Source organism: Baekduia soli, from assembly GCF_007970665.1.
In the GTDB taxonomy this organism is placed as follows: Bacteria; Actinomycetota; Thermoleophilia; order Solirubrobacterales; family Solirubrobacteraceae; genus Baekduia; species Baekduia soli.
Genome location: NZ_CP042430.1, coordinates 4,935,330 through 4,957,470, shown reverse-complemented (window position 1 = coordinate 4,957,470; position 22,141 = coordinate 4,935,330). Strand labels below are relative to the sequence as shown.

Sequence of the window (22,141 nt, the reverse complement as noted above, 5' to 3'; positions counted from 1 at the left end):
TGGACTATCGCATACCTGATAGCGTCGGCGCAAGCTGCTGTCCTGCACGAAACGAAGGTGCTCATGGCCGGATCACGTTCCATCGATCGCGTCGGAGTCGTCGGCGCCGGCTTCATGGGCTCGGGCATCGCCGAGTCCGTGGCCCGGGCGGGCCTCGACGTGGTGCTCCACGAACCCGAGCGCGCGGCGCTCGACCGCTCCCGCGAGCGGATCGAGGCCTCCGTCGACAAGGGCGTCCGCGGCGGCAAGCTCGACGCCGAGGGCGCCGCGGACCTGATGGGCCGCCTGGCCTGGTCGCCGTCCTTCGACGACCTCGACGGCTGCGACCTCGTCGTCGAGGCCGTCTTCGAGGACCCCGAGGTCAAGGGCAAGATCTTCCGCGATCTGGACGCGCTGCTGCCCGACGCGCTGCTGGCGTCGAACACCTCGTCGATCCCGATCGCCCAGCTCGCGTCGTGGACGCAGCGGCCCGAGCGTGTGCTCGGCCTGCACTTCTTCTCGCCGGTGCCGGTCATGAAGCTCGTCGAGATCGTCGTCGCGCTCGACACCGCCCCGGAGGCGGTCAGCAGCGTCGAGAGCTTCGTCCACGCGATCGGCAAGACCCCGATCCGCACGAAGGACCGTTCGGGCTTCATCGTCAACATGCTGCTCGTGCCCTACCTCATGGCGGCCGTGCGCATGTACGAGGACGCCTTCGCCACCCGCGAGGACATCGACGAGGGCATGAAGCTCGGCGCGGGGCACCCGATGGGCCCGCTCACGCTCTGCGACTTCATCGGCCTCGACGTCCTCTACGCGGTCTGCGACTCGCTCTACGAGGAGTTCAAGCGCCCCGAGTACGCTCCTCCGCCGTTGTTGAAGCGGATGGTCGTATCCGGCCACCACGGCCGCAAGACGGGCCGCGGCTTCTACGAGTACAGCCCGGCGCGCGCCGCGGCCGCCACGGTGTCGGCATGAGCGCCACGAGCGTCGGCGGCGACCAGTACACGCTGACCGAGGAGCAGCGCGACTTCCGCGACGTCATCCGCCAGCTCGTCTCCCAGCGCATCGCGCCGCGCGCCGCCGAGATCGACGCCACGGGCGAGTTCCCGCACGACATCGCCAAGCTGCTGGCCGAGCAGGACCTGCTGGGCCTGCCCTTCGACGAGCGCCACGGCGGCACGGGCACGGGCGCGCTGATGCTCTGCGTCGCGATCGAGGAGATCGCCAAGGCCTGCGCCAGCTCGTCGCTCATCCTCGCCGTGCACGACCTCGGCACGCTGCCGATCCGCCTGGCCGGCTCGGCCGCCATGCAGGACCGCGTCCTGCCGCGCTACGCCTCGGGCGAGTGGCTGGCGGCCTTCGCGCTCTCGGAGCCCGACGCGGGCTCGGACGCCGGCGGCATGCGCACCAATGCCGTGCGCCGCGGCGACACGTGGGTCCTCAACGGCACCAAGAACTGGATCACGAACGCCGGCGTGGCCGCGGCCTACATCGTGTTCGCCGTGACCGACCGCTCCGTGTCCTACTCCCGCGGCATCACCGCGTTCCTCGTGGAGGCCGACCGGCCCGGGTTCGCGGTCGCCAAGCTCGAGCACAAGATGGGCATGCGCGGGTCGCCGACCGGCCAGCTCACCTTCGACGACGTCGAGCTGACCGACGACGACGTCATCGGGACGCCGGGCGAGGGCTTCAAGATCGCGATGCGCACGCTCGACCACTCGCGGCTCGGCATCGCCGCCCAGGCGCTGGGCATCGCGCAGGGCGCGACGGACTACGCCGCCGCCTACGCCCGCGAGCGTACGGCGTTCGGCAAGCCGATCAACGAGCTGCAGGGCATCCAGTTCAAGCTGGCCGACATGGAGACGCGCTGCGCCGCCGGGCGCGAGCTGCTCTACGCGGCCGCCGCCCGCGCCGACCGCCACGCGCCGGACCTGGGCAAGTACTCCGCCATGGCCAAGCTGTTCTGCTCGGACGCCGCGATGGACGTCACCGTCGAGGCCGTCCAGGTGCTCGGCGGCTACGGCTACGTGACCGAGTACCCGGTGGAGCGCATGATGCGCGACGCCAAGCTGACCCAGATCTACGAGGGAACGAACGAGATCCAGCGGCTGGTCATCGGCCGCAGCCTGCGCTGAGGCACGGGCTCAACCGCCCTCGAAGTCGCCGGCCTCGACGCGCATGCTGCGCAGCAGCCCCGTCAGCGCGTCGAGGTCGTCGCTGCGCAGGCGGCCGGTGCCGAAGTGCATGGCGTTGAGCGCCTCGGTGGCCTCGTCGGCCACCACGCGCCCACGGTCGGTGATCGAGGCCAGGGTCGTGCGTCGGTCGCTGGGGTGCGGCCCGCGCGTCGCGTAGCCCAGGCGCTCGAGCCCGTCGATGAGGTTGGTGACGCTCGTCGGGTGGACCTGCAGACGCGCCCCCATCTTGCCCAGCGGCAGCGAGCCCGTGCGGCTGAAGAACAGCAGCATGAGCGCCTCGTAGCGCGCGAACGTCAGCTCCCAGGGCTTCAGCTCGTCGTTCAGGCGCGCCATGACGAGCTGGTGGACGCGCATGATCGAGGTCACCGCGGCCATCGACGGCGTGGCGTCTTCGCCCCAGTGGCGGCGCCACTGGCGCTGGGCTTCGGCGATCGGATCGAACGGCAGCGGAGCGGGCAAGCCGCCAGGAGACTGCCACATCGCCCAGAGGGCAGGTCCGTGCCGGGGCCGGGTCAGGCGACGGTCTCGGTGGTCGTCGTCGGCACCACGCACGATCCGGGGTCCGAGACGTGGACGGCCCCGCCGCCGCGCGCGGCCGAGGCAGCGCGCGGGTGGGCTGCCCGTCTGCGCGCGGGTCGGCGGTGGCCGGGCCCCGCGGTGAGCGCTAGGTGTAAGTCCCGAGCAGGTTGTTCAGCCGGGTGATGGGGGTCTGTCGGCTGATGGCTGCGTGTCGTCGGCGATGGTTGTAGGTGAAGAGCCAGCCGTCAAGGGCTGCGGCGCGTTCGTCGCTTGAGCGATAGAGCGCGCCGTAGGCCCAGCCGCTGAGCATGGTGCGGATGAAGCGCTCGGCCTTGCCGTTGGTCTGTGGGCGGTAGGCGCGCGTGCGGAGGTGCTTGAGCCCGAGGGCGCGGCAGGCGATGGCGTGCGCCGTGGAGCGATAGGCCGAGCCGTTGTCGGTCATCACGGCCTGGACACTCATGCCGTGGGCCTCAAAGAACGCCTTGGCGCGCTTGAGAAAGCCGATGGCCGTGATGGCCTTTTCGTCGGCCAGCGACTCGACGTAGGCCAGGCGGGTCGCGTCGTCGATGGCAACGTGGATGAACTCCCATCCGGCGGTGCGCCGCCCGTCGCGACCACGGTTTGCCTGGCCGCGTTTGGAGCCGGTCATGCGATGGCCTGCGCCTTTGGGACCGATTCGTCCGAGCTTCTTGACGTCGACGTGGATCAACTCGCCCGGGCGCTCTCGCGCGTAACGGCGCGCCGGCTCCAGCCCGAGCCGTCCGAGCTTGCCCATCCCGATCTTGGTCAGGATCCCTGAGACCGTCGAGAGCGCCATGCCCAGGACCTCGGCGATCTCTGGCCCAGTCATTCGCAACCTGCGCAGCGCCGCGATGCACCCGATCCGCTGCTCGTCGGTCCGGTTGGCGACCGTGTTGGGGGCCGAGGAACGATCCAGCAACCCCAGCTCGCCGTCGGTCTCAAAGCGCCGAACCCATTTGCTGCAAGTCGTGGCGCTGACCCCAGCGATCCGTGCGGCCTCGGGGACGCTGTGTTGGCCCGAGACGACCATCTCCACCATCTCGCGACGGCGAATCAGGCTGAGCCTGGCGTTAGCGTGCAGCTTCATCCGGTGTCCTCCTTGGGACTGATGGCCTCGAGAACCACCAGCCTCCAAGGAGGCCCGGATGAACAACGTGATCAGGAACTACAGCTAGCCGGCCTTGGGCGGCGAGGCCTGCGGCAGCGGCGGGAGGGCCGGCAGGCGCACGGCGCCGGATCGGCGGCGGCGGGAGGCGGCGGTGGCGCGGGCCGAGGATGGGTGGTCGCGCCGCGTGAGCTCGCGCATCGCGGTGGTGATCATGCCCTGCTGGGATCGGGTGATGCGGGTGGTGGCCATGTGAGGTCCTTCTGCGTGGCGGGGAGGTGAGGGGGAGGGTCCTGCTCCGGAGCGCACGCTCCGGTTCTTCCTCTCCTACGGTAGCAGCCAACCGGAGGGACCGCTCCACTTGCTCGCGGACGCCGCCCCCGCGGGTACACTGCAAGCATGTCCCTCGCCACGAAGCCGTCGCTGCGCCGCGACGCCCAGCGCAACCGCGAGCGGATCCTGGACGCCACGCGCGCGGCGTTCTGCGAGCTGGGGCTCGACGTCGGCGTCGACGAGATCGCCCGCCGGGCGGGCGTGGGCATGGGCACGCTGTACCGGCACTTCCCGACGAAGGACGCGCTCATCGACGCGGTCGTCGATGCGCGTTTCACCGAGCTCAACGCCGCCGCCCAGTCGGCGCTCGCGGCGCCCGACGCCTGGGAGGGCCTGGAGTCCTTCCTCCTGGCGGCCGTCGAGCTGCAGGCCGCCGACCGCGGCTTCAAGGACGCGCTGACGACCTGGCGCCGCGACGAGCCGGGCGTCCGTCCCGCGCGCCGCCGGCTGCACGCGGCGGTGCGCAAGCTCGTGGGCCGCGCCCAGGAGGCCGGGCAGCTGCGCGCCGACTTGGCCGCCGAGGACGTGCTCGTCCTGCTCTGGGCCACCGCCCGGATCGTCGAGCGCACGTCGGGCTCGGCGCCGGGACAGGCGCGGCGCTTCCTGGCCCTGCACCTCGCCGGCCTGCGGCCGGAGGCCGCGCGCGACGCGCTGCCCGAGGCGCCGCTGACCCCGCGTCAGCTGCAGAGCTGCACGCTCTGCCCGCCGCGATGAGGCAGTGCCGGCCCACCCCGCGGTCAGGCGGCCACGGCCGCGGGCTCGGCGGCCGACCCGCTGCCCGCCCCAGGCGGGAGCGCACCACGACCATCGCGCCGCGGGCGGGGATCATCGTCACGTTGCGGTGCACGGCCCGCTCGGGCGCCGGGTCGTCGGCGGCGAGGTCGAGCCGCCGCGCCATCGTCTCGAGCACGACGCGCTGCTCGGCCATGGCCAGCGCCGCGCCCAGGCAGCGCCGGATGCCGCCGCCGAACGGGATCCACGTGTACGTGCCGGGCTTGCGGTCGTGCCAGCGCTCGGGCCGGAACGCGAACGGCTCGGGGTAGACGTCCTCGCGGTGGTGCAGGAGCAGGATGCTCATCGTCACGGGCGTGTCGGGCCCGACGGCGTACTCGCCCAGGCGCCAGGGCACCTGCACGCGGCGCCCGATGATCGGGATGACGGGGCGCACGCGCATGCCCTCGTGGATCGTGGCCTCGACCTGACGCGCCGACGCCTCGGCGTCGTCCGAGCGCACCGCGTCGCGTAGCGCGTCGTGGGCGGCCGGGGTGCGCACGAGACGCTCCCAGGTCCACGCCAGCGAGTTGGCGGTGGTCTCGTGGCCGGCAAGCACCAGCGTGAGCAGCTCGTCGCGCAGCTCGCGGTCCGACAGCGCCTCGCCGTCGTCGGTCCGCGCGCGCAGCAGCATTGACAGGATGTCGTTGCGGTCGTCGAGATCGGAGATCGCCCGGCGTTCGGAGATGACCGCGTAGGTCGCGCGGTCCAGCACCGCCAGGCCGGAGCGGGTGAGCCCGATGGGCTCGTCGCGGCCGATGTTCATGATCTCGGCCAGCTGGGCGATCTTCCACGTCGAGGCGGCCAGCAGCCCCTTGGTCGCGGCGCGCAGGCGGTGCTCGGCGCTGCCGCGCTCGGGCCGGCCCTCGATGCCGAAGATGCCCGCCATGATCACGTCGAGCGTGATGGCCTGCATCCGCGGGGCCAGGGCGATGGGACGACCGAGCGGCCACGTGTCGATCTCGCGGTCGGCGGCGTCGGTGATGAGCTGCTGGTAGCGGGCGATGGCCTCGCCGTGGAAGGGCGGCAGCAGCAGCTTGCGCTGGCGCAGGTGGCGAGGGCCGATCGACGTGAGCACGGAGTTGGGGCCCACGATCGGGCGCAGCGGCGACTCGCCGGTCAGCGACGGCGCCAGCTCGGGCTTGGCCGTGAAGAGCGACTGGACGTGGTCGGGGTGGCAGGTGATGACCGGGCCCCCGGGGACGGTGCCGCGCATGCGGAACACGTCGCCGTGGCGGCGCCGCGCGCCGAAGACGAACTCGATCTGGCGCTGGTTGAAGCGCAGCACCTGGAGGAAGCGCGGGAGGGCGATGGCCGGCGGCTCCGGCAGGCTGCCGGCCTCCTCGGCGGTGATGGGTCCGGCGGGGGAGGCGGTGACATTCATGACATCGACCATTGTGCCATGGATCGATGTAAAGGTCACCCCGTCCCGTCGGCGCGGCCTCAGAGCAGCTCCGCCGCCAGGCGCTCGAGCTCGTCGATCGACCCCGCCAGATCGGTCGCGACGGGCTGGACGCAGACGTGGTCGGCGCCCGCGTCGAGGTGCTCGCGCACGCGGGCGGCCACGGCGGCCGCGTCGCCCCAGGCCACGACGTCGTCGACGAGGCGGTCGCTGCCGCCGTCGAGCAGGTCGGCGTCGTCGTAGCCCAGGTCGCGCAGGTTGTTGGTGTAGTTGGGTAGCCGCAGGTAGAGCTTGGCGAACTCGCGGCCGCGCGCCCGGGCGCGGGCCGGCTCGGTCTCGAGCATGAACGAGACCTCGGGCGCCAGCAGCGGGCCGTCGCCGAGGACCGAGCGCGCCTTGGCGGTGTGGGCGACCGGGATGAAGTACGGGTGGGCGCCGGCGGTGCGGTCCCGGGAGAGCTCGAGCATGCGCGGGCGCAGCGCGGCGAGGACCACGGGCACCGGGACCGACGGCGCGGGCGCGGCCCACGGCATGGCATCCATCGCGTCGAGGTACTCACGCATCGCGGTCAGCGGCTTGTCGTAGGTGTGCCCGCGGGAGTCGACCATGGGCTTGTGCGAGACGCCCAGGCCCAGGACGAAGCGCCCGGGGTGGGCCTCGGCCAGCGCATAGGCGGCGTTGCCCGCGGCGATGGCGTCGCGGGTCCAGATGTTGGCGATGCCGGTGGCGACGACGACGCGCTCGGTGACGCCCAGCAGCATGCCGGCGTGCGCGAACGGCTCCTTGGTCCCGGGCGTCTCGTTGAGCCACAGCGCGCGGTAGCCGAGCTCCTCGATGCGCCGCGCCGCGGCGGCCGCCTCCCGCCATGGCGCTCGGCTCAGCGCGCCGAGCCAGACGCCGATCCGGCCGACCTGCTCCTTGGTCTCCGTCGCGTTCGCCCACACGGGCCCGGTCTGCGCCATGGTGCTTCCTCCAGGTTCGACGAGGATCGAACGTAGCACGGGGCGTGATGACGACGGAGGATCGCGCTCGGGCGGGAGCGGGCGCCGGCGGTGGTCGGCCGGCGCCGCGCGTCTCGGATGTCGCAAACGTGGAGTATGGCCCCACCTTCGCGCCATCCGGCGAGCTCGCGAGCGTGGACGCGCCGGTTCCGCGCGCCGATGGCCCCTGATGGCCCATGTCCACACCCAGGTGCCGACGAGCCCGGCGGACGACCGGCGGGCACCGGCCCACGGGCGCGTCCTCTCCTCGCGGCCCCTACCCGATCGCGTCGAGGCGCTCGGCGCAGCACAGGACCGCGACCTCCTGGGCCTCGTAGCCCGCGCGCAACGCGTCGGCGGCGCCCGGCGACGCCGGGTCGGACGGGAGCGGGCCGGCGTCGAGCAGGTCGCCCACGGCGGCGCGCAGGTCCTGGCCGTCGATGGCCTCGGCGAGGTCGAGCAGGAGCCCGGCCCGGACGCGGGCGCCCTCGGTGAAGGCGGCCAGCACCGTCTCGGGCGAGAGCGGGGCGCGCCCGTAGACGCGGCCGTGAAGCACGGCCGGGTTGGCCTGGTGGCCGCGCGCCTGGTCGGCGTGGAGGCGGTCGGCGCGGCCGAGGGCCTGCGCGAGGTGCTCCATCGCCTGGGTGACGCCGGCGGCGTCGACCGGCAGCGAGGCCCGCAGCTCGGGCGAGACCCGCTCGAGCAGCGCCTCACGCTCGGCGCGGGCCTCGGACAGGATGGACCGGACCGCGGCGCGGTGGGAGATCGGCACGGCCGTCCACGGTAGTGGGCGACCGTGCCGCCGGCGGATCAGACCCGGCCGGCGGGCGTCTCGGAGCGCTCGGCCTCGGGGTTGTCGCGGTCGGCGACGGGGGCGACGGGCACGGCGCGGTGATCGTCGTCGTCATCGTCGTCGCGGTGGCTGCCATCGAGGCTGTTCTTGAACTCGCGCATGCCGCGACCCAGCGACTTGCCCGCCTCAGGGAGCTTCTTCGGGCCCAGGACGATCAGGGCGATGACGAGGATGACGATGAGTTCGGGGAAGCCGAGGCCGGGCATGGTGGTCCTTTGGTCCGGTGATGGAGGGGACGTCGTTGCGCCGCAGGCGCGGTCCTACTGGGGTGTTCGCCGTGCGCGCCCGACCGGATCATCGCCGGGGCGACGGCGCGTCCGGGCCCCCAGTGTCCCACCAGGGCGCCCGGATCGCGAACGTGGCGACCCTCCGTCGGGTCAGGCCGTGAACTGCGCGGTGTTGCGACCGGCCGCCAGCTCGCCGATCGTCGCGGCCACCGCCTGGTGGTCGGGATGGTTGATGTAGGTCCAGAACGCCTCCTCGTCGGCGAAGCGCCCGACGACCGCGAAGTCGGCGGTGCCGCGGATCCCGAGGTCGGGACCGACGTCGTAGGCCTCGATCTCGGGGATGGCCCCCGGCAGGGCCCGCAGCGCGCCGGCGAGCTCGTCGATCTGCTCCGGGGTGGCGGAGTCGTTCCAGTTCAGCAGGACGATGTGCACGATCATGGCGCGCGATCCTGACAGGCCGCGGCCCGTCGCGGGGGCGCGCGTGCGGCGCGCGGGCTACAGGCGGGCCGACAGCGCCCGCCACACCGTGGCGTCGACGCCCATGCCGACATGCGAGACGTGGAGCTCGACGAGGTCGGCCGCCGGGTCCAGGCAGGCCTCGGGCCGCACGACCTCGTCCACGGGGGAGACGACCGCCACGTACCGCACGCCCCCGGGGAACGGCTCGAGCAGCTGGGCGCGCGACGGCGCACAGCACGGGCCGTCCATGCAGGCGTGCGAGAACAGCCCGGGGAGGCCGAGCGAGCCCAGCGTGCCGACGGCCGTGACCGCCACGCGCGTGCGCGGCGCCACCGCGAGCTGGTCGCCGACGGGCGAGCCCAGCGTCACCAGCGTCTGCACGAGGTCGGGCCGCCGGGCGGCCAGCACCCGGCCCAGCGTTCCGCCGCGGCTCTGGCCGACGAGGACCATGGGGGCGCCGGCCCGCCGGACGACGTCCTGCGCTCGGATCTCCAGCCGGGCCAGCAGCGGCTCCATGCAGTCGACGTTGGCGGCGATCCCGCTGCGGTAGGTGCGGAAGCCGCCGGTGCGCAGCCAGGCCCCGAGGCGCCGCAGGCTGGCGTCCCCGGCCAGGAAGCCCGGCACGAGCAGGACGGGCCGGCCGTCGCCCTCGGGCGGCGCCGGCCACGCGCGGGGGTCGCGCGTCGAGAGCCACTCGCGCGCCGCGCGAGCGACGACCGCGGGACGCGGCCGGGCGGCCTCGGTCCCGAAGCGCAGGGCATCGGCGGCGCGCGTCAGGCCGGGCGCGCCGCCCACGGCTCAGCTCCGCGCCGCCGCGCGCTCGCCGGACCGCGCGCCGCGGTGCTCGGCCGGGACCTCGCCGCCCTCGAAGAGCATGAGGACCGCGGTGGCGGCGATCGCCTCGCCGGAGTCGGCCAGCCGCTCGCGGCTGGCCGCCGAGATGTCCTCGAGGTCGGCCATCAGGGCGTCCAGGCGGTCGGCGACCTCGCTGAAGCCCTGCGCGTCGAGGACGACCGGCGTGCGGCTGAGGTGGGCCTCGGCGCGCTCGAAGCCGCCCTTGGAGGCCGCCTCGTTGATCCGCTCGCCGAGCTTGGCCAGCGTCGCACCGACCATCGCCGACTTGGCCACCGACGGCACCTGCGCCCAGGCGTCGCTGGTGATCGTCGTGCGCGGCACCGCGGCGTAGTGGTGCTCGATGGCGCCGCGACGAGGCGTCGTGCTGACGAGCCGGATGAGACCCGTGGCCTTGAGCCGGCGCACGTGGTAGCTGACGAGCGTCAGCTCCGCGCCCGTGGCCTCCGCCAGCTCGCTGGGGCTCGCGGTGCGCTCCTCCAGGATGCCGAGCAGGCGCACCCGCAGCGGGTGGGCGAGCGCCTTGGCGATGTTCGGGTCGGTGATGTCGCGCTGGTGATCCATGGCTGGAACGCCGGAGCGTACCTGCCCCCGAGGGCGCTCCGCTGCCCGTCCGGGAAGATCATGCCGCCAGGCTCTCGGCCAGGCGCGCCCGCAGCCGGTGGAGCCGGACCTTCGCGGTGCCTTCGGGCATGTCGAGCACGGCCGCCGCGGCCGGCTGCGTGAGGTCCAGCGCGTAGCGCGCGTAGAGCAGGGCGCGGTCGCGCCGGTCCAGGTCGCCCAGCGCGCGGGCGAGGTCGATCCTCAGCGCGCTGAGCTCGTCCTGGCCGTCCGACGACGCGCGCTCGTCGAGGTCGTCGGCAGCCGTCGAGCGGTCCTCGCGCCGGCGCGCGAGCAGCCGCAGCGCCTCACGGCGGGCGATCTGCGCCATCCAGGGCCGCGGGTCGTCCGCGCGGCAGGACGCCTGCCCGCGCCAGGCCCGCAGGACGGCCTCCTGGGCGGCCTCGTCGGCGTCGAAGTCGTCGCGGACGACCCGCCGGGCCTCGCGGTGGGCGAGGTCCCGCAGGGCGGTCCAGTCGAAGGGTGCGCGGCAGGTCCGAGTGGTCATGGACCGCATTCGACACTGCGGTGAAACGATCTGCAGCGCTGGACGGGTCTTCTGTGCCGTGCCTGGCTACGACGACCTCGCCGCCGTCTACGACGTCTTCGCCCACGACTACGACCACGATCGGTGGCTGACGCGCCTCCTCGAGGCCGCCGGCACGCCCGCCGAGGGGCGCGGCCGGCGGGTCCTCGACGTGGGCTGTGGGACCGGCGCGAGCTTCGTCCCGCTGCAGCGTCGCGGGTGGGAGGTCAGCGCCTGCGACCTCGCGCCGGGGATGGTCGCGGCGGCACGGGCCAAGGTCGACCAGCCCCATCGCGTCTTCGCCGCCGACATGCGGCGCCTGCCCGACGCCGGCGAGGTCGAGCTGGTGACGTGCATGGACGACGCCCTGAACCACCTGCTCGGCGACGACGACGTGCTCGACGCGTTCCACGGCGTGCGCCGCGCCCTGGCCCCGGGCGGGACGTTCGTGTTCGACGTCAACACGCGGCACACCTACGCGACCGCGTTCTCGGCGTCGGAGGACTTCGCCGTCGGCGAGCACCGCTTCGCCTGGACCGGCGAGGGCGAGGACGCATCGGGCCCCGATCGCTACGCCGCAACGGTGGAGGCGGTGACCCCCGACGGCCGCGTGCGCCGCGCCCGCCACCTCCAGCGCCACCACGACCCCCACCGGCTGGCCGCGCTGCTGCGCGCCGCCGGCCTGGAGCCGGTGTCCGTGCTCGGCCAGCGCACGGGCTGCCGGATCGAGCGCCGGGCCGACCAGGCCCGGCACACCAAGACCGTCCTGATCGCCGTCGCGCGATGACCCGACCCCGTGGAGGTGACCCCATGACCATCCGCCCGTAACGCACCGACGCGACGGCGGCCGCGGGCGCTCGGGCGCCCCGGCCTTCCGTCACAGCATCCGCTCAGCCGTTTCCGGTATCTGTGCAGGCGTGAGCACCGCCGAGACCTCCTCCCTGCGCGCCGTGATCATCGGTGCGGGCCCGTCGGGCTTCTACTGCGCCGATCAGCTGCTGGGGGCGGGGTTCGAGGTCGATCTGCTCGACGCGCTGCCCACGCCGTTCGGGCTGGTGCGGGCCGGCGTGGCCCCGGACCACCCCAAGATCAAGGCCGTCATCCGGGTGTACGAGAAGACGGCGGCCAAGCCGGGCTTCCGGTTCTTCGGGGGCATCGAGCTGGGTCGCGACGTCACGCGCTCAGAGCTGCTGGAGCGCTACGACGCCGTGGTCTACGCGGTGGGCACCTCGGACGACAACCGGCTCGGGATCCCGGGCGAGGACCGCCCGGGCTCGCATCCGGCCACCCACTTCGTGGCCTGGTACAACGGCCACCCCGACGCGACCGACCACGACTTCGACCTCGCGGTGGACCGTGCGGTGGTCATCGGCAACGGCAACGTGGCCATCGACGTGGCGCGCATGCTGGTCCTGCATCCCGACGAGCTGTCGCCGACCGACACGGCCGACCACGCCATCGAGGTCCTCGCGCAGTCCCAGGTCTCCGAGGTCGTGCTGCTGGGCCGGCGCGGCCCGGCCCAGGCGGCGTTCACCAACCCCGAGCTGCGCGAGCTGGCCGACCTGCAGCGCGCCGGCGTGCAGGTCGACGTGACCGACATGGAGCTCGACGAGCACAGCGCGCGGTGGCTGGAGACCGAGGCCGACATCACCGCGCGCAAGAACGTCGAGATCCTGGCCGCCTACGCGCAGGAGGGGCCCAAGGAGGCCACCCATCGCATCGTGCTGCGCTTCCTGCGCTCGCCCGTGGAGATCCTGGGCGAGGGCACCGACGGCCGGGTCACGGGCATCCGGGTCGTCAAGAACCGCATCGAGCCCACGGCCGACGGCACGGGGCTGCGCGCGGTGCCCACGGGGGAGGAGGAGGTCATCGGCTGCGGCCTGGTGCTGCGCTCGATCGGCTACCGCGGCCGGCCCGTCGGCGACGTGCCCTTCGACGACCGCCGCGGCCTGATCCGCAACGAGGGCGGCCGCGTCTGCGACGAGGAGGGCCGCCCGCACCGCGGCGAGTACGTCGTGGGCTGGATCAAGCGCGGGCCCTCCGGGGTCATCGGCACCAACAAGAAGGACGCCGCCGACACCGTCGCGCGCATCCTGGAGGACCGCGACGCCGGCGCGCTCAACGTGCCCGTGCTCCACGACCCGGCCGAGAGCGCCGAGCTCTACGCCCAGCGGGCGCCCGACGCGGTGACCTGGGAGGGCTGGCAGGCCATCGACGCTCACGAGAAGTCCGCCGGCGAGCCCCACGGCCGCCCCCGCGTCAAGCTCGTGCGCCTGGCCGACCTCCACGGCGCCGCGCGGCCCGTCGACCGCGCCTGAGCGACCGCCGGCCGGCGGGTACGCTGGCCGCCATGCTCTTCGATCTCGACGACGACACCCAGCTCCTGCAGCGCACCGTGCGCGAGTTCGCACAGGGCGAGGTCGCCCCGGCGGCCGAGGAGCTGGACCGCACGAAGAGCTTCCCCTACGACCTCGTCGCCAAGATGGGCGCACTGGGCTGGATGGGCATCCCGTTCCCCGAGGAGGTCGGCGGCTCCGGCGGCACGTCGCTGCAGTACGCGATCGCGGTGGAGGAGCTCACCCGCGCCGACTCGTCGGTGGCGATCACGATGTGCGCGCACACCTCGCTGGGCACGCAGCCGATCCACCTGTTCGGCACCGAGGAGCAGAAGGCGCGCTACCTGCCGGATCTGTGCGCCGGGCGCAAGCTCGGGGCGTTCGGGCTGACCGAGCCCGAGGCCGGCAGCGACGCCGGCAACGTGCGCACGCGCGCGGCCCTCGACGGCGGCGAGTGGGTGATCGACGGCGCCAAGCAGTTCATCACCAACGCGGGCACCGACATCTCCGGCCACGTCGCGATCACCGCCCGGACCGGCGAGAACGAGATCTCCAACATCATCATCGACAACGGCACGCCGGGCTACGAGCAGGGCACGCCGTACCGCAAGATGGGGTGGAACGCGTCGGACACGCGGCCGCTGAGCTTCGACGGCTGCCGGGTGCCCGAGGAGCAGCTTCTGGGCCCGCGCGGCGCCGGGTTCAAGCAGTTCCTGCACATCCTCGACATCGGGCGCATCGGCGTGGCCGCGATGGGCGTCGGCCTGGCGCAGGGGGCGCTGGACGAGGCGCTGGCCTACGCCAAGCAGCGCAAGGCCTTCGGCCAGGCGATCAGCAAGTACCAGACCATCCAGGCCAAGCTGGCCGACATCGCGACGGAGATCGAGGCCGCCCGGCTGCTGACCTACAAGGCCGCGGTGCTCAAGGACCAGGGGCGCAACTTCACGCTGACCGCCGCCCAGGCCAAGCTCAAGACGGGCCGGCTGGCCGTGCGCGCCAGCGAGGAGGCCGTGCAGATCCACGGCGGCTACGGCTACATCGAGGAGTACCCGGTGTGCCGGTTCTACCGCGACGCGAAGATCCTCACGATCGGCGAGGGCACCGACGAGGTCCAGCAGATGGTCATCGCCCGCGCGCTGGGCGCCTGACCCGCCCCAACCGTTCGCCAACATCGCCTTGAGGTGCGGTTTGGCGCCCCGCCCCAGCATGCCGTGCGTGGTTCCAACCCCGGCGCCCGCGGTCCCGTCCCCTGCACTCCCCAGCCGCCGACCCGTATCCCTGAACCGGGTCGGCGCGGATGGGACCGCGCCGGGGCGCCGGATCCACCTCGTCCGCCGCGGCGCGACGGCGCTGCTGGCGGCCGTGGGCCTGGCCGCGGTGCTCGGCGCCGCGGGGTGGCTGACGCTGGCCGCCGCGCAGCGCGCCTCGCTGCTCTCGCCGCCGACCCTGCGCACGACCGGGGTCCACTGGCTCATGGGGCCGCTGAGCGGCCTGCTCCCGCACCTGAGCACCGACCACGTGCGGCTGCATGCCGACTACACGACCGCGCTGGTCGTCATGTTCGTCGGCTGGCTGGTGGCGTGGGCCGCCGCCTCCGCGCTGCCGCTGGCCGTCGTCGCGGCGGCCGTCGGGCTCGCGCAGGTCGTGATGGTCCTCGGGCCCCGCAGCCGCTGACCGACGTCTTCAACTACATCGTCTACGGGCGCATGGCCGCCCACGGCCTGAACCCCTACACCCACCTGCCGGTGCAGGGGCCGCACGACGTGGCCTACCAGCTGGCCAACTGGCACCACCTGCCCACCCCGTACGGGCCGCTGTTCACGCTGCTGAGCGAGCCGCTGTCGCTCCTGGGCCTGCCCACGGCCTACTGGGCGTGGAAGCTCGTCGTGCTGGCCTCCGCGCTGGGCCTGCTGGCGCTCGTGTGGTGGCTGGCCCGGCGCCTGGGCCGCTCGCCGCAGCGCGCGCTGGTCTGCGCCGGCCTGTGCCCGGTGACGCTGGGCATCGGCATCGGCGGGCTGCACAACGACACCCCGGCGATGCTCTGCATCGTGGGCGCGGCGGCCTGCGCGGTGCGCTCGCGCGAGCGCGCCCCGTCCGGGACGCCTCGGGCGGCCAGGACACCGGCGGCGGCTGGAACGCCGCCGCCGGTGTGCTCGCCGTCGCCGCCGCCGGCCTCAAGCCGTCCTTCGCGGTCGTGGTGCCGCTCGTCGTGCTCGGCTGCCGCCACCGGGTGTGGGCGGCGGCCGGGGCGGCGTGGACCGGGGCGATCGTGGCCGGCATCGTCCTGCTCGTCTTCGGCGGTGCGCTGCCGGCCATCGGCATCCAGGGCCGGCTCGTGACGCCGCTGAGCCTGCCGAACCTCGCGGGCGTGCTCCTGCACCACGGCGGCGCCGACGCGCCGGTCCGGGCCGCGGGCCGCGACGCGCTGGTGGTCGCGGTGCTCGCCGCGTGCGCCGCGGTGGCGTGGCGGCCGCGGTGGCTGCTGCCGGCGCTCGGCCTCGTGCTGCTGGCCGCCGCGCTCTCACTGTCCTGGGTCATGCCGTGGTACCTGGCGTGGTGCCTGCCGTTCGCGGCGCTCGCGGTGCCCCGGGCGCTCGTGCCCGCCGTCGTCGTCGGGTGCCTGTGGCTCGGCGTCGGCGGGGTGCCCCAGATGCCCCAGCTGCTGCACGACGCCGGCTTCTACCCGACCCGGTCGCCGACCGGGCTGGCCAACCACGACCTCGAGATGCAGCTCGTCCGATGATCTCCGAGCTCACCCGGATGGTCCGCTTCGGCCTGGTCGGCGTCGGCAACACGCTGCTGACGCTGGCCGTGTTCGCGGTCCTCACCGGCGGCAACGCCGTGGACGCGGCCGCCGCCTCGGCGATCGCCTTCGCAGTGGGCGCCGCCAACGGCTACGCGTGGAACCGGCGCTGGACGTTCCGGGTCGGGCCCGGCAACGCGGCGACCATCGCGCGCTACGTCGCGGTCCAGGCGCTCGGCGCCGGGCTGAGCGCCGGCGGCATCGCCCTGGCCTCCAGCGACCTCAACCTCAAGCGCCTGGCGGCCGAGGCGGTCGTCCTGCCCGTCGTCACGCTCGTGACCTACACGCTCTCGCGCCACGTGGTGTTCCGCGCCCCGGAGCCGGCGTGAGCGTGAGCGTGCGCCGCGCGCTGCCGCTGGCGGTCCTGGGCCTCGGCGGCCTGCTGCTGGCCCTCGCGGTCGCCGCGCTGGCGGCCGACCGCGGCCGCACGCCCGCGGTCGCCACCGCGCCGGCCTGCTCGCCGCCGGCGCCCGGCAACCACCCCATCGACATCCAGGACGGCTGGCCCGGTGTCGTCCTGCACGTCCCGCCCGGGACGCCGCCGCCCGGCCGGCGGCCGCTGGTCGTCGTGCTGCCCGGCGCCGGCCAGACCGGCGAGCAGATCGCGCGCGCCACGAGCTACTCGCGCCTGGCCGACGAGCGCGGGTTCCTCGTGGCCTACCCGACGGCCTCGGGAGCGCGGCCGTTCTGGAACGTCTCGACGACCGGCGCCGGCCGGCCCGACGACGTCGGCTACCTGCGCGCGGTCATCACGGTGCTGACCGGGCCCGCGGGCTGCGGCGACCCGTCGCGGGTGGGGATCACCGGCGTGTCCAACGGCGGCGGCATGGCCGCGCTGATGGCCTGCCGCGCCGCCGACCTGCTGTCGGCGGCCGCGCCGGTGGCCGGCGGTTATGCGACGCTGCCGGCCTGCGCGCCGTCGCGGCCACTGCCGATCCTGGAGATCCACGGCCTGCGCGACCACGTCGTCCCCTACGACGGGACGACGGGCACGCACGCCGGCGCCGTCGGCCCGTTCGTGGACCAGTGGCGCGTCCGTGACGCGTGCCCCGGCCTCGCGCGGCGCAGCACGCCGGCCCCGGGCGTGCGGGAGCTGCGCTGGACCTGCGCCGCGGGCCGCGTGATCGTCCACGACCGCGTCCTGGGCGCCGACCACGGCTGGCCCGGCGGGCGCTCGCTGCTGCCGTTCAGCTCGACCGTGCGGACCTGGCGCTTCCTGAGCGCCTTCCGCGACGACCAGCAGCCGCGCGGCTGAGGGCGCGGCGGCGGTGCCGGCGCCGCGCATGGCGCCGGTGGGCCACGTGGCGCCGACGACGGTCGTGACGGGTGACCGAGGCGGCCCGCGCGGGCGCACGGCGCGCCGGCGCCGCGGGTCCCAGCGCGTAGACGAACCCCGCGTGCGGCTGGCCCGCCGCGGCGCTGACGTCGACGCCGTGGGCGCGGATCCAGCGCGCGGGCGCCGAGCAGCCGTCCCAGCGGTTGGGCGACAGCGCGGTGCAGCTGTCGCCGACCAGCGCGGTGCGGACCTCCCCGGCGCGCACGAGCGCCGCGAGCCGGCGCGTGGAGACCAGCGGGCGGCCCCAGGTCCCTGTGAGCATGAGCACGGGCCGCCCGTCGCGGGCGATGACCGGGCCGGCCTTCGCGACGGCCACGGAGGCCGTCTCGTACCGGGCGGTGCCCTGGTCGGCCCGCAGGTAGGCCGTCAGCCGGGCCAGGCGCGCCGACGGCAGGCCGCCGGGCGCTCCCGAGTCCTGCACGTGGCCGCGGATCGCCGCGACCGTCGTGGCGGTCGGTGCGGCGAGCACCGCCAGCAGCAGCGCGGCCGCCAGCGCGGCACGCGCGCCCGGGGCCGATGGCCGCAGCCGCCCGGCCCTGACGCCGGCGACCAGGACCACCCCGGCGCCCAGGCACGCCGCGACGGCCGGGTCGAAGGCCTCGAGGTAGCGCGGGCGCAGCCCATGCTGGGCGCTAAACAGCAGTGTGCCCAGCGCCAGCCAGGCGGCGAGCGCGGCCAGCCCCGCGCGGCCCGTGCGGTCCAGGTCCAGGCGGCGGCGGGCACCCAGGAGCCCGAGCGCCAGCAGCGCGGCCCAGGCGGCCACGAGGACAACGCCCAGGCGGGCGCCGAGGTGGGCCTGGCCCGACAGCAGCCGCAGCGGCCCCGGCGCGGCGGGGGAGCGCAGGACGGAGGCGCGGTGCTCCTGCGCCGTGCGCCGGCGCGCGGAGGCCAGCGTCCCGGCGCGGCGCACGCGGATCGGGCCGGTCGGCCGGGGCACCGGCGGCGGGTGCAGGCCGGCGAGGCGGTCCCAGCCGTCGTAGACGAACGTCGCCTCCCACGCCGACCCGTGGGTCGACCCGAACGCGTAGGGGCGCTGACCGGCGGGCACGAGGACGGTGAGCGCCACGAGCCAGGCCAGGCCCACCGCGGCGCAGGCCGCGCCGGCGGCGGCGAGACCGGCCAGGCGGCGGCGCCGCGTGGCGCGGGCGCCGAGCCACCACATCACGGCGAGCGGGACGAGCCCGATCAGAGCCTCGAAGAGCTTGACCTCGAACGCGAGGCCCACGAGCGCCCCGGCGACCGCGATGTGGACCATGCGCGCCCGGCGCAGCCCGCGGGCGGCGACGGCCAGCGCGGCGACCAGCAGCGCGGCCATGACCGAGTCCATCGTGTCGCTGCGCGACGTGATGACCGCGACGGGCAGGACGGCGAGCACGAGGGCGCCGGCGAGCGCGACGCGGTGGCCGAGCAGGGTGCGCAGCAGGTCGTAGAGCGCCGCGACGGCCAGCGTGCCGCCCAGCGCCGCGGGCAGCAGGAGCGCGGTCGGGGAGAAGCCGAGCAGCCGGGTGGAGGCGACCTGGAGCCAGAGATCGACGGGCGGCTTGTCGATCGCCAGCTGCGAGGACGGGTCGAACGCGCCGACCAGCAGCGCGTGGGCCGAGCCGCCCATGCTGCGCACCGAGGCGTCGTAGAACGGGTCCAGCGGCGTGTGCGCCAGGCCGGCGAGCCGCAGCACCGCGGCGAGCGCCACGACGACCGCCGCGGCGAGCGCCTCGCGGCGGGGCCGGGACGGGGCGGCGCGCGGACGCGCCGGGACCGTGAGGGGCGTGGGCGGCGCCGGGCGTCCGAGGACTGCCTTCACGAAGGGGTCGGGCGCGCGAGCGCCGCCGAGGCCGGGGCGGCGCGGCGGGCGCGGAGGTCGCGCATGAGCGCGCGGCGCTCGCGGAACGCGCGCCAGACGACGGCCGGGTCGCCGCCGCTGGGCTCCCCCGCGGTCCGCGCGCGGTGGTGCACGCCGACCTCGCCGATGCGCCAGCCCGCGTCCTGGGCGCGCACGAGCAGCTCGGTGGAGATCATGGCGCCGTCGCTCTCCAGGGGCAGGGCGCGCAGCGCCGGGCCGCGCATGAGCTTGAACGCGCAGTCGACGTCGCGCAGCGCCACGCCGAACGTCCGGCGCATGAGGCGGTTCCACGCGTGGGCGGCCATCCGGCGCGGCAGCGGGTCGGCCCGATCGATGCGGAAGCCCGCGACGAGGTCGTGGTCTGCGGCGGGCTCCAGGAAGGCCGACAGCTCGCCGAGGTCGAACTGGAGGTCGCCGTCGGTCAGCAGCACCCAGTCGCCGCGCGACGCGTTGAAGCCCGACCGCACGGCGGCGCCGTAGCCGCGGTTGGCCTCGTGGACGACCACGCGCACGCGCGGGTCGGCGGCCGCGATCGCGTGCGCCACGGCCTGCGTGCCGTCGGTCGAGCCGTCGTCGACGACGAGGATCTCGTGCTCGCTCGCGCACGCCGACGCGGCGGCCTGCGCCTCGGCGACGGCGGCCGCCACGTTCGGCGCCTCGTTGAAGCAGGGCAGCACGATCGACAGCGATGACAGGGTGGGCACGGCGAGCTCCTTGGCAGACGGTGGAGCGCCACTGTCCCGTCGCGGCGTGAGCGGTCCCCAAGCCCGTGGTTGTCGTTGTGTTGGGACTCTGTTGCATCCGTGCGCAGCGGCTACGTTTGCGGGGCGATGGACACCCAGATCCTGCTCGTGGAGGACGACGACGACCTGCGCGAGGCGATGGCGGGCGCGCTGGCCTCCGACGGCCACGACGTCCAGGTCGCCGCCGATGGCAACGCCGCCCTGGCCGCCCTGGCCGAGCGCCGCCAGGATCTCGTGCTGCTCGACGTCGCGCTGGGCGCGGGCCCGGACGGCGTCGAGGTCTGCCGGCGCCTGCGCCGGGCCGACAGCGACGTGTACGTGATGATGCTCACCGCCCGCGACGGCGAGGCCGAGGTCGTCCTCGCGCTGGAGGCCGGCGCCGACGACTACGTCACCAAGCCCGTCGGCATCAGCGAGCTGCGCAGCCGGGTCCGCGCGGCGCTGCGGCGCCTGGGCACCGGAGCCGCCGCGCCCGCGCCCGCCGGCGACGGGCTGCTGCGCCACGAGGCGCTCGCGCTGGATCCGGCGGCCGTCCGCGTCGAGGTCGGTGGCACGCCGGTCGCGCTGACGCGGTCAGAGTTCGCCGTGCTCGAGGCCCTCCTGCGCGCGGGCGGCGCCGTGCGCTCGCGCACCCAGCTGCTGCACGCCGTCTACGGCGACGACGCCTACCGCGATCCGCGGGGCGTCGACGTCCACGTGCACCACGTGCGCGAGAAGCTCGCCCACGCCGGGGGCGACGAGGAGTGGATCGTGACGGTCCGCGGCGCCGGCTATCGCATCGGCCGATGACCGCGACGGGGGCCGGCCGCTGGCTCCCGCGCCTCGGGCTGCGCCCTCGCCTGGCCATCGCGCTCGCGGCCACGAGCGTCGCGACGCTCGCCGCGGCGACGCTGACGATCGCGCCGCTGCTGGCCAAGCGCCTGGAGAGCGAGCGGCTGGCCGACCTGCGGGGCCTGGCGCGCAGCTCGGCCCCGGCGCTGCGCGCGATCCCCGACGACGACCTGCACCCGCGCGCTCGCGCCCTGCGCGTCATCGCCTCGCAGCTCGCGCGCCGCGCCGGCGGCCGGATCGTCATCTACGACGAGGCCGGGCGGGTGCTGGCCGACACCTCCAGCGCGGATGCCGGCCGTGAGCCCGTCGTGCCCGATCTGGCGGCCGAGCGCGCGAGGGCGCTGCGGCGCCGCGACGACGTCGCCTCGGGCACCTACCAGGGCCGCGCGTTCGCGATCCTCGTCACGCGCGACGAGGCGACGCGGATCACGCTCGTCATCGCCAAGCGCCTGGACGACACCCGGGCGGCGCTCGGCGTCATCCGCGGCGCCCTGCCGCTCGGCCTCCTCGCCGGGCTGCTGGTGGGCGCCCTGCTCGCACTCCTGCTCAGCCGCAGCATGCTGCGCCGGCTCGCGACGCTGTACGCCGACGCACGCGCGCTGCGCGACGAGGGCCTCGGCCACGAGGTCACCGTCGCCGGCGGCGACGAGGTCGCCGTGGTGGCCCGGGCGCTGGAGGAGATGCGCGCGCGGCTGGTCGAGGAGGAGTCCTCACGCCAGGCGTTCGTCGCGACCGCCAGCCACGAGCTGCGCACCCCGCTGGCGTCGCTGCAGGCGACCCTCGAGCTGCTCAAGGAGGAGGTCCTGCGCGGCGGCACCTCGCCGCAGGAGACGGCCGGGCGGGCCGACACCGCGCTGCGCCAGACCCACCGGCTCGTCGGGCTGGCGACCGACCTGCTGGACCTCAGCCGCGTCGAGGGCGGCGACGGGCTGCACCCCGAGCCGCTGGAGCTCGGCGAGCTGGCCGAGACGATCGCTCCGGAGTTCGAGGCGCGGCTGCTGGCCGCCGACCGCTCGCTGCACGTCCGGGTCGGACCCGCCCTCGCGCTCGCCGACCCGGCGGCCGCCGTGCGCGTCCTGCGCATCCTGCTCGACAACGCCTGCAACTACGGCGAGGGCGCGGTGACGGTCACCGTCCACGCCGAGACCGACGCCGTGGTCGTCGCCGTCGCCGACGAGGGCCCCGGGGTCGCCGAGGCCGAGCGCGAGGACGTCTTCCGGCGCTTCGCCCGCGGTCGCGCGGCGCCCGGCACGCCCGGCGCCGGGCTCGGCCTGGCGATCGCGCGGGCGCTGGCCGAGGCCCAGGGTGGCACGCTGGCCACCGTCCAGGACGGGGTCGGCGCGGTGTTCGCCATGCGGCTGCCGCCCTGGCGCGGGACCCCATGAACCACCAACGCCGCCTTCATCGGGCGCGAAGGTCTGCAGGCC

The 22,141-nt window shown here is 75.0% G+C and carries 25 protein-coding genes and 1 pseudogene; 13 read left to right on the top strand and 13 right to left on the bottom strand.

The features are described 5' to 3' along the window. Positions 1–63 precede the first annotated feature (63 nt). Both FSW04_RS24125 and FSW04_RS24120 read left to right on the top strand, forming a co-directional pair. The gene (locus FSW04_RS24125; RefSeq protein ID WP_146922918.1) at positions 64–957 is read left to right on the top strand and encodes a 3-hydroxybutyryl-CoA dehydrogenase; all 894 of its coding nucleotides are present in this window, start codon (positions 64–66) and stop codon (positions 955–957) included. Then, positions 954–2,117, top strand: a complete 1,164-nt coding sequence (locus FSW04_RS24120; protein ID WP_146922915.1) for an acyl-CoA dehydrogenase family protein — start codon at positions 954–956, stop codon at positions 2,115–2,117. Before FSW04_RS24125 ends, FSW04_RS24120 begins: the two co-directional genes overlap by 4 nt. A 9-nt stretch (positions 2,118–2,126) precedes the next feature. On the opposite strand, the gene FSW04_RS24115 is transcribed toward FSW04_RS24120, so the two are convergent. The 3 genes from FSW04_RS24115 to FSW04_RS24105 form a co-directional block, all read right to left on the bottom strand. Further along, positions 2,127–2,636, bottom strand: coding sequence for a MarR family winged helix-turn-helix transcriptional regulator (locus FSW04_RS24115; RefSeq protein WP_228430714.1), 510 nt, complete (start codon positions 2,634–2,636; stop codon positions 2,127–2,129). 205 nt (positions 2,637–2,841) lie between these two features. Further along, on the bottom strand, positions 2,842–3,804 hold the full coding sequence (locus FSW04_RS24110) for an IS481 family transposase (RefSeq protein WP_146922911.1): 963 nt from the start codon (positions 3,802–3,804) through the stop codon (positions 2,842–2,844). A gap of 84 nt (positions 3,805–3,888) precedes the next feature. Further along, entirely contained in the window at positions 3,889–4,074 is a 186-nt protein-coding gene (locus tag FSW04_RS24105) for a hypothetical protein (protein WP_146922909.1), read from the bottom strand. A gap of 147 nt (positions 4,075–4,221) precedes the next feature. Between FSW04_RS24105 and FSW04_RS28795 the strand changes: the two genes are divergently transcribed. Beyond that, on the top strand, positions 4,222–4,869 hold the full coding sequence (locus FSW04_RS28795) for a TetR/AcrR family transcriptional regulator (RefSeq protein WP_146922907.1): 648 nt from the start codon (positions 4,222–4,224) through the stop codon (positions 4,867–4,869). A gap of 169 nt (positions 4,870–5,038) precedes the next feature. Here the strand turns inward: FSW04_RS28795 and FSW04_RS24095 are convergent. The 8 genes and pseudogenes from FSW04_RS24095 to FSW04_RS24060 all read right to left on the bottom strand — a co-directional run. Further along, positions 5,039–6,310 (bottom strand): annotated as a pseudogene (locus tag FSW04_RS24095) (cytochrome P450); the annotation flags it as partial. A gap of 59 nt (positions 6,311–6,369) precedes the next feature. Beyond that, on the bottom strand, positions 6,370–7,290 hold the full coding sequence (locus FSW04_RS24090) for a TIGR03620 family F420-dependent LLM class oxidoreductase (protein ID WP_146922905.1): 921 nt from the start codon (positions 7,288–7,290) through the stop codon (positions 6,370–6,372). 295 nt (positions 7,291–7,585) lie between these two features. After that, a complete protein-coding gene (locus FSW04_RS24085) occupies positions 7,586–8,080 on the bottom strand; it encodes a hypothetical protein (RefSeq protein WP_146922903.1) in 495 nt (164 codons plus the stop codon). Between the two features lie 38 nt (positions 8,081–8,118). Continuing rightward, positions 8,119–8,367, bottom strand: coding sequence for a Sec-independent protein translocase subunit TatA/TatB (locus FSW04_RS28210; RefSeq protein ID WP_146922901.1), 249 nt, complete (start codon positions 8,365–8,367; stop codon positions 8,119–8,121). A 171-nt stretch (positions 8,368–8,538) separates the two neighbouring features. Then, positions 8,539–8,826, bottom strand: coding sequence for a Dabb family protein (locus FSW04_RS24075; protein ID WP_146922899.1), 288 nt, complete (start codon positions 8,824–8,826; stop codon positions 8,539–8,541). 57 nt (positions 8,827–8,883) lie between these two features. Beyond that, positions 8,884–9,642 (bottom strand): esterase/lipase family protein, encoded by a 759-nt coding sequence (locus tag FSW04_RS24070; protein ID WP_146922897.1) that lies wholly within the window; start codon positions 9,640–9,642, stop codon positions 8,884–8,886. Between the two features lie 3 nt (positions 9,643–9,645). After that, on the bottom strand, positions 9,646–10,263 hold the full coding sequence (locus FSW04_RS26595; RefSeq protein ID WP_187369068.1) for an ArsR/SmtB family transcription factor: 618 nt from the start codon (positions 10,261–10,263) through the stop codon (positions 9,646–9,648). A gap of 58 nt (positions 10,264–10,321) precedes the next feature. Beyond that, a complete protein-coding gene (locus FSW04_RS24060) occupies positions 10,322–10,807 on the bottom strand; it encodes an RNA polymerase sigma factor (RefSeq protein ID WP_187369067.1) in 486 nt (161 codons plus the stop codon). 58 nt (positions 10,808–10,865) lie between these two features. Between FSW04_RS24060 and FSW04_RS24055 the strand changes: the two genes are divergently transcribed. The 8 genes from FSW04_RS24055 (at position 10,866) to FSW04_RS24025 (ending at position 17,219) form a co-directional block, all read left to right on the top strand. Then, complete coding sequence (locus FSW04_RS24055; protein WP_187369066.1) at positions 10,866–11,612, top strand: class I SAM-dependent DNA methyltransferase; 747 nt, start codon at positions 10,866–10,868, stop codon at positions 11,610–11,612. Positions 11,613–11,742: 130 nt separating this feature from the next. Then, positions 11,743–13,143 carry an FAD-dependent oxidoreductase gene (locus FSW04_RS24050; protein WP_228430712.1) on the top strand — a complete coding sequence of 467 codons (1,401 nt, stop codon included), beginning with the start codon at positions 11,743–11,745 and terminating at the stop codon, positions 13,141–13,143. Positions 13,144–13,175: 32 nt separating this feature from the next. Continuing rightward, positions 13,176–14,309, top strand: a complete 1,134-nt coding sequence (locus tag FSW04_RS24045) for an acyl-CoA dehydrogenase family protein (RefSeq protein WP_146922888.1) — start codon at positions 13,176–13,178, stop codon at positions 14,307–14,309. Positions 14,310–14,523: 214 nt separating this feature from the next. Beyond that, positions 14,524–14,835 (top strand): hypothetical protein, encoded by a 312-nt coding sequence (locus FSW04_RS24040; protein WP_146922885.1) that lies wholly within the window; start codon positions 14,524–14,526, stop codon positions 14,833–14,835. A 32-nt stretch (positions 14,836–14,867) separates the two neighbouring features. Further along, positions 14,868–15,500, top strand: a complete 633-nt coding sequence (locus tag FSW04_RS24035; protein WP_146922883.1) for a glycosyltransferase 87 family protein — start codon at positions 14,868–14,870, stop codon at positions 15,498–15,500. Further along, entirely contained in the window at positions 15,431–15,904 is a 474-nt protein-coding gene (locus FSW04_RS26590; protein WP_187369065.1) for a hypothetical protein, read from the top strand. Before FSW04_RS24035 ends, FSW04_RS26590 begins: the two co-directional genes overlap by 70 nt. After that, positions 15,901–16,293 carry a GtrA family protein gene (locus FSW04_RS24030; protein WP_187369064.1) on the top strand — a complete coding sequence of 131 codons (393 nt, stop codon included), beginning with the start codon at positions 15,901–15,903 and terminating at the stop codon, positions 16,291–16,293. Before FSW04_RS26590 ends, FSW04_RS24030 begins: the two co-directional genes overlap by 4 nt. A 2-nt stretch (positions 16,294–16,295) precedes the next feature. Then, positions 16,296–17,219 (top strand): alpha/beta hydrolase family esterase, encoded by a 924-nt coding sequence (locus FSW04_RS24025; RefSeq protein WP_187369063.1) that lies wholly within the window; start codon positions 16,296–16,298, stop codon positions 17,217–17,219. On the opposite strand, the gene FSW04_RS24020 is transcribed toward FSW04_RS24025, so the two are convergent. After that, positions 17,152–19,101, bottom strand: a complete 1,950-nt coding sequence (locus tag FSW04_RS24020) for a glycosyltransferase family 39 protein (RefSeq protein WP_146922877.1) — start codon at positions 19,099–19,101, stop codon at positions 17,152–17,154. The genes FSW04_RS24025 and FSW04_RS24020 overlap by 68 nt on opposite strands. Then, a complete protein-coding gene (locus FSW04_RS24015; protein WP_187369062.1) occupies positions 19,098–19,844 on the bottom strand; it encodes a glycosyltransferase family 2 protein in 747 nt (248 codons plus the stop codon). The genes FSW04_RS24020 and FSW04_RS24015 overlap by 4 nt, the downstream gene beginning before the upstream one ends. A gap of 126 nt (positions 19,845–19,970) precedes the next feature. Between FSW04_RS24015 and FSW04_RS24010 the strand changes: the two genes are divergently transcribed. Together FSW04_RS24010 and FSW04_RS24005 are read left to right on the top strand one after the other, a co-directional pair. Continuing rightward, the gene (locus tag FSW04_RS24010) at positions 19,971–20,672 is read left to right on the top strand and encodes a response regulator transcription factor (protein ID WP_146922875.1); all 702 of its coding nucleotides are present in this window, start codon (positions 19,971–19,973) and stop codon (positions 20,670–20,672) included. After that, positions 20,669–22,099 (top strand): sensor histidine kinase, encoded by a 1,431-nt coding sequence (locus FSW04_RS24005; RefSeq protein WP_146922874.1) that lies wholly within the window; start codon positions 20,669–20,671, stop codon positions 22,097–22,099. The genes FSW04_RS24010 and FSW04_RS24005 overlap by 4 nt, the downstream gene beginning before the upstream one ends. The last annotated feature ends 42 nt before the right edge of the window (positions 22,100–22,141 follow it).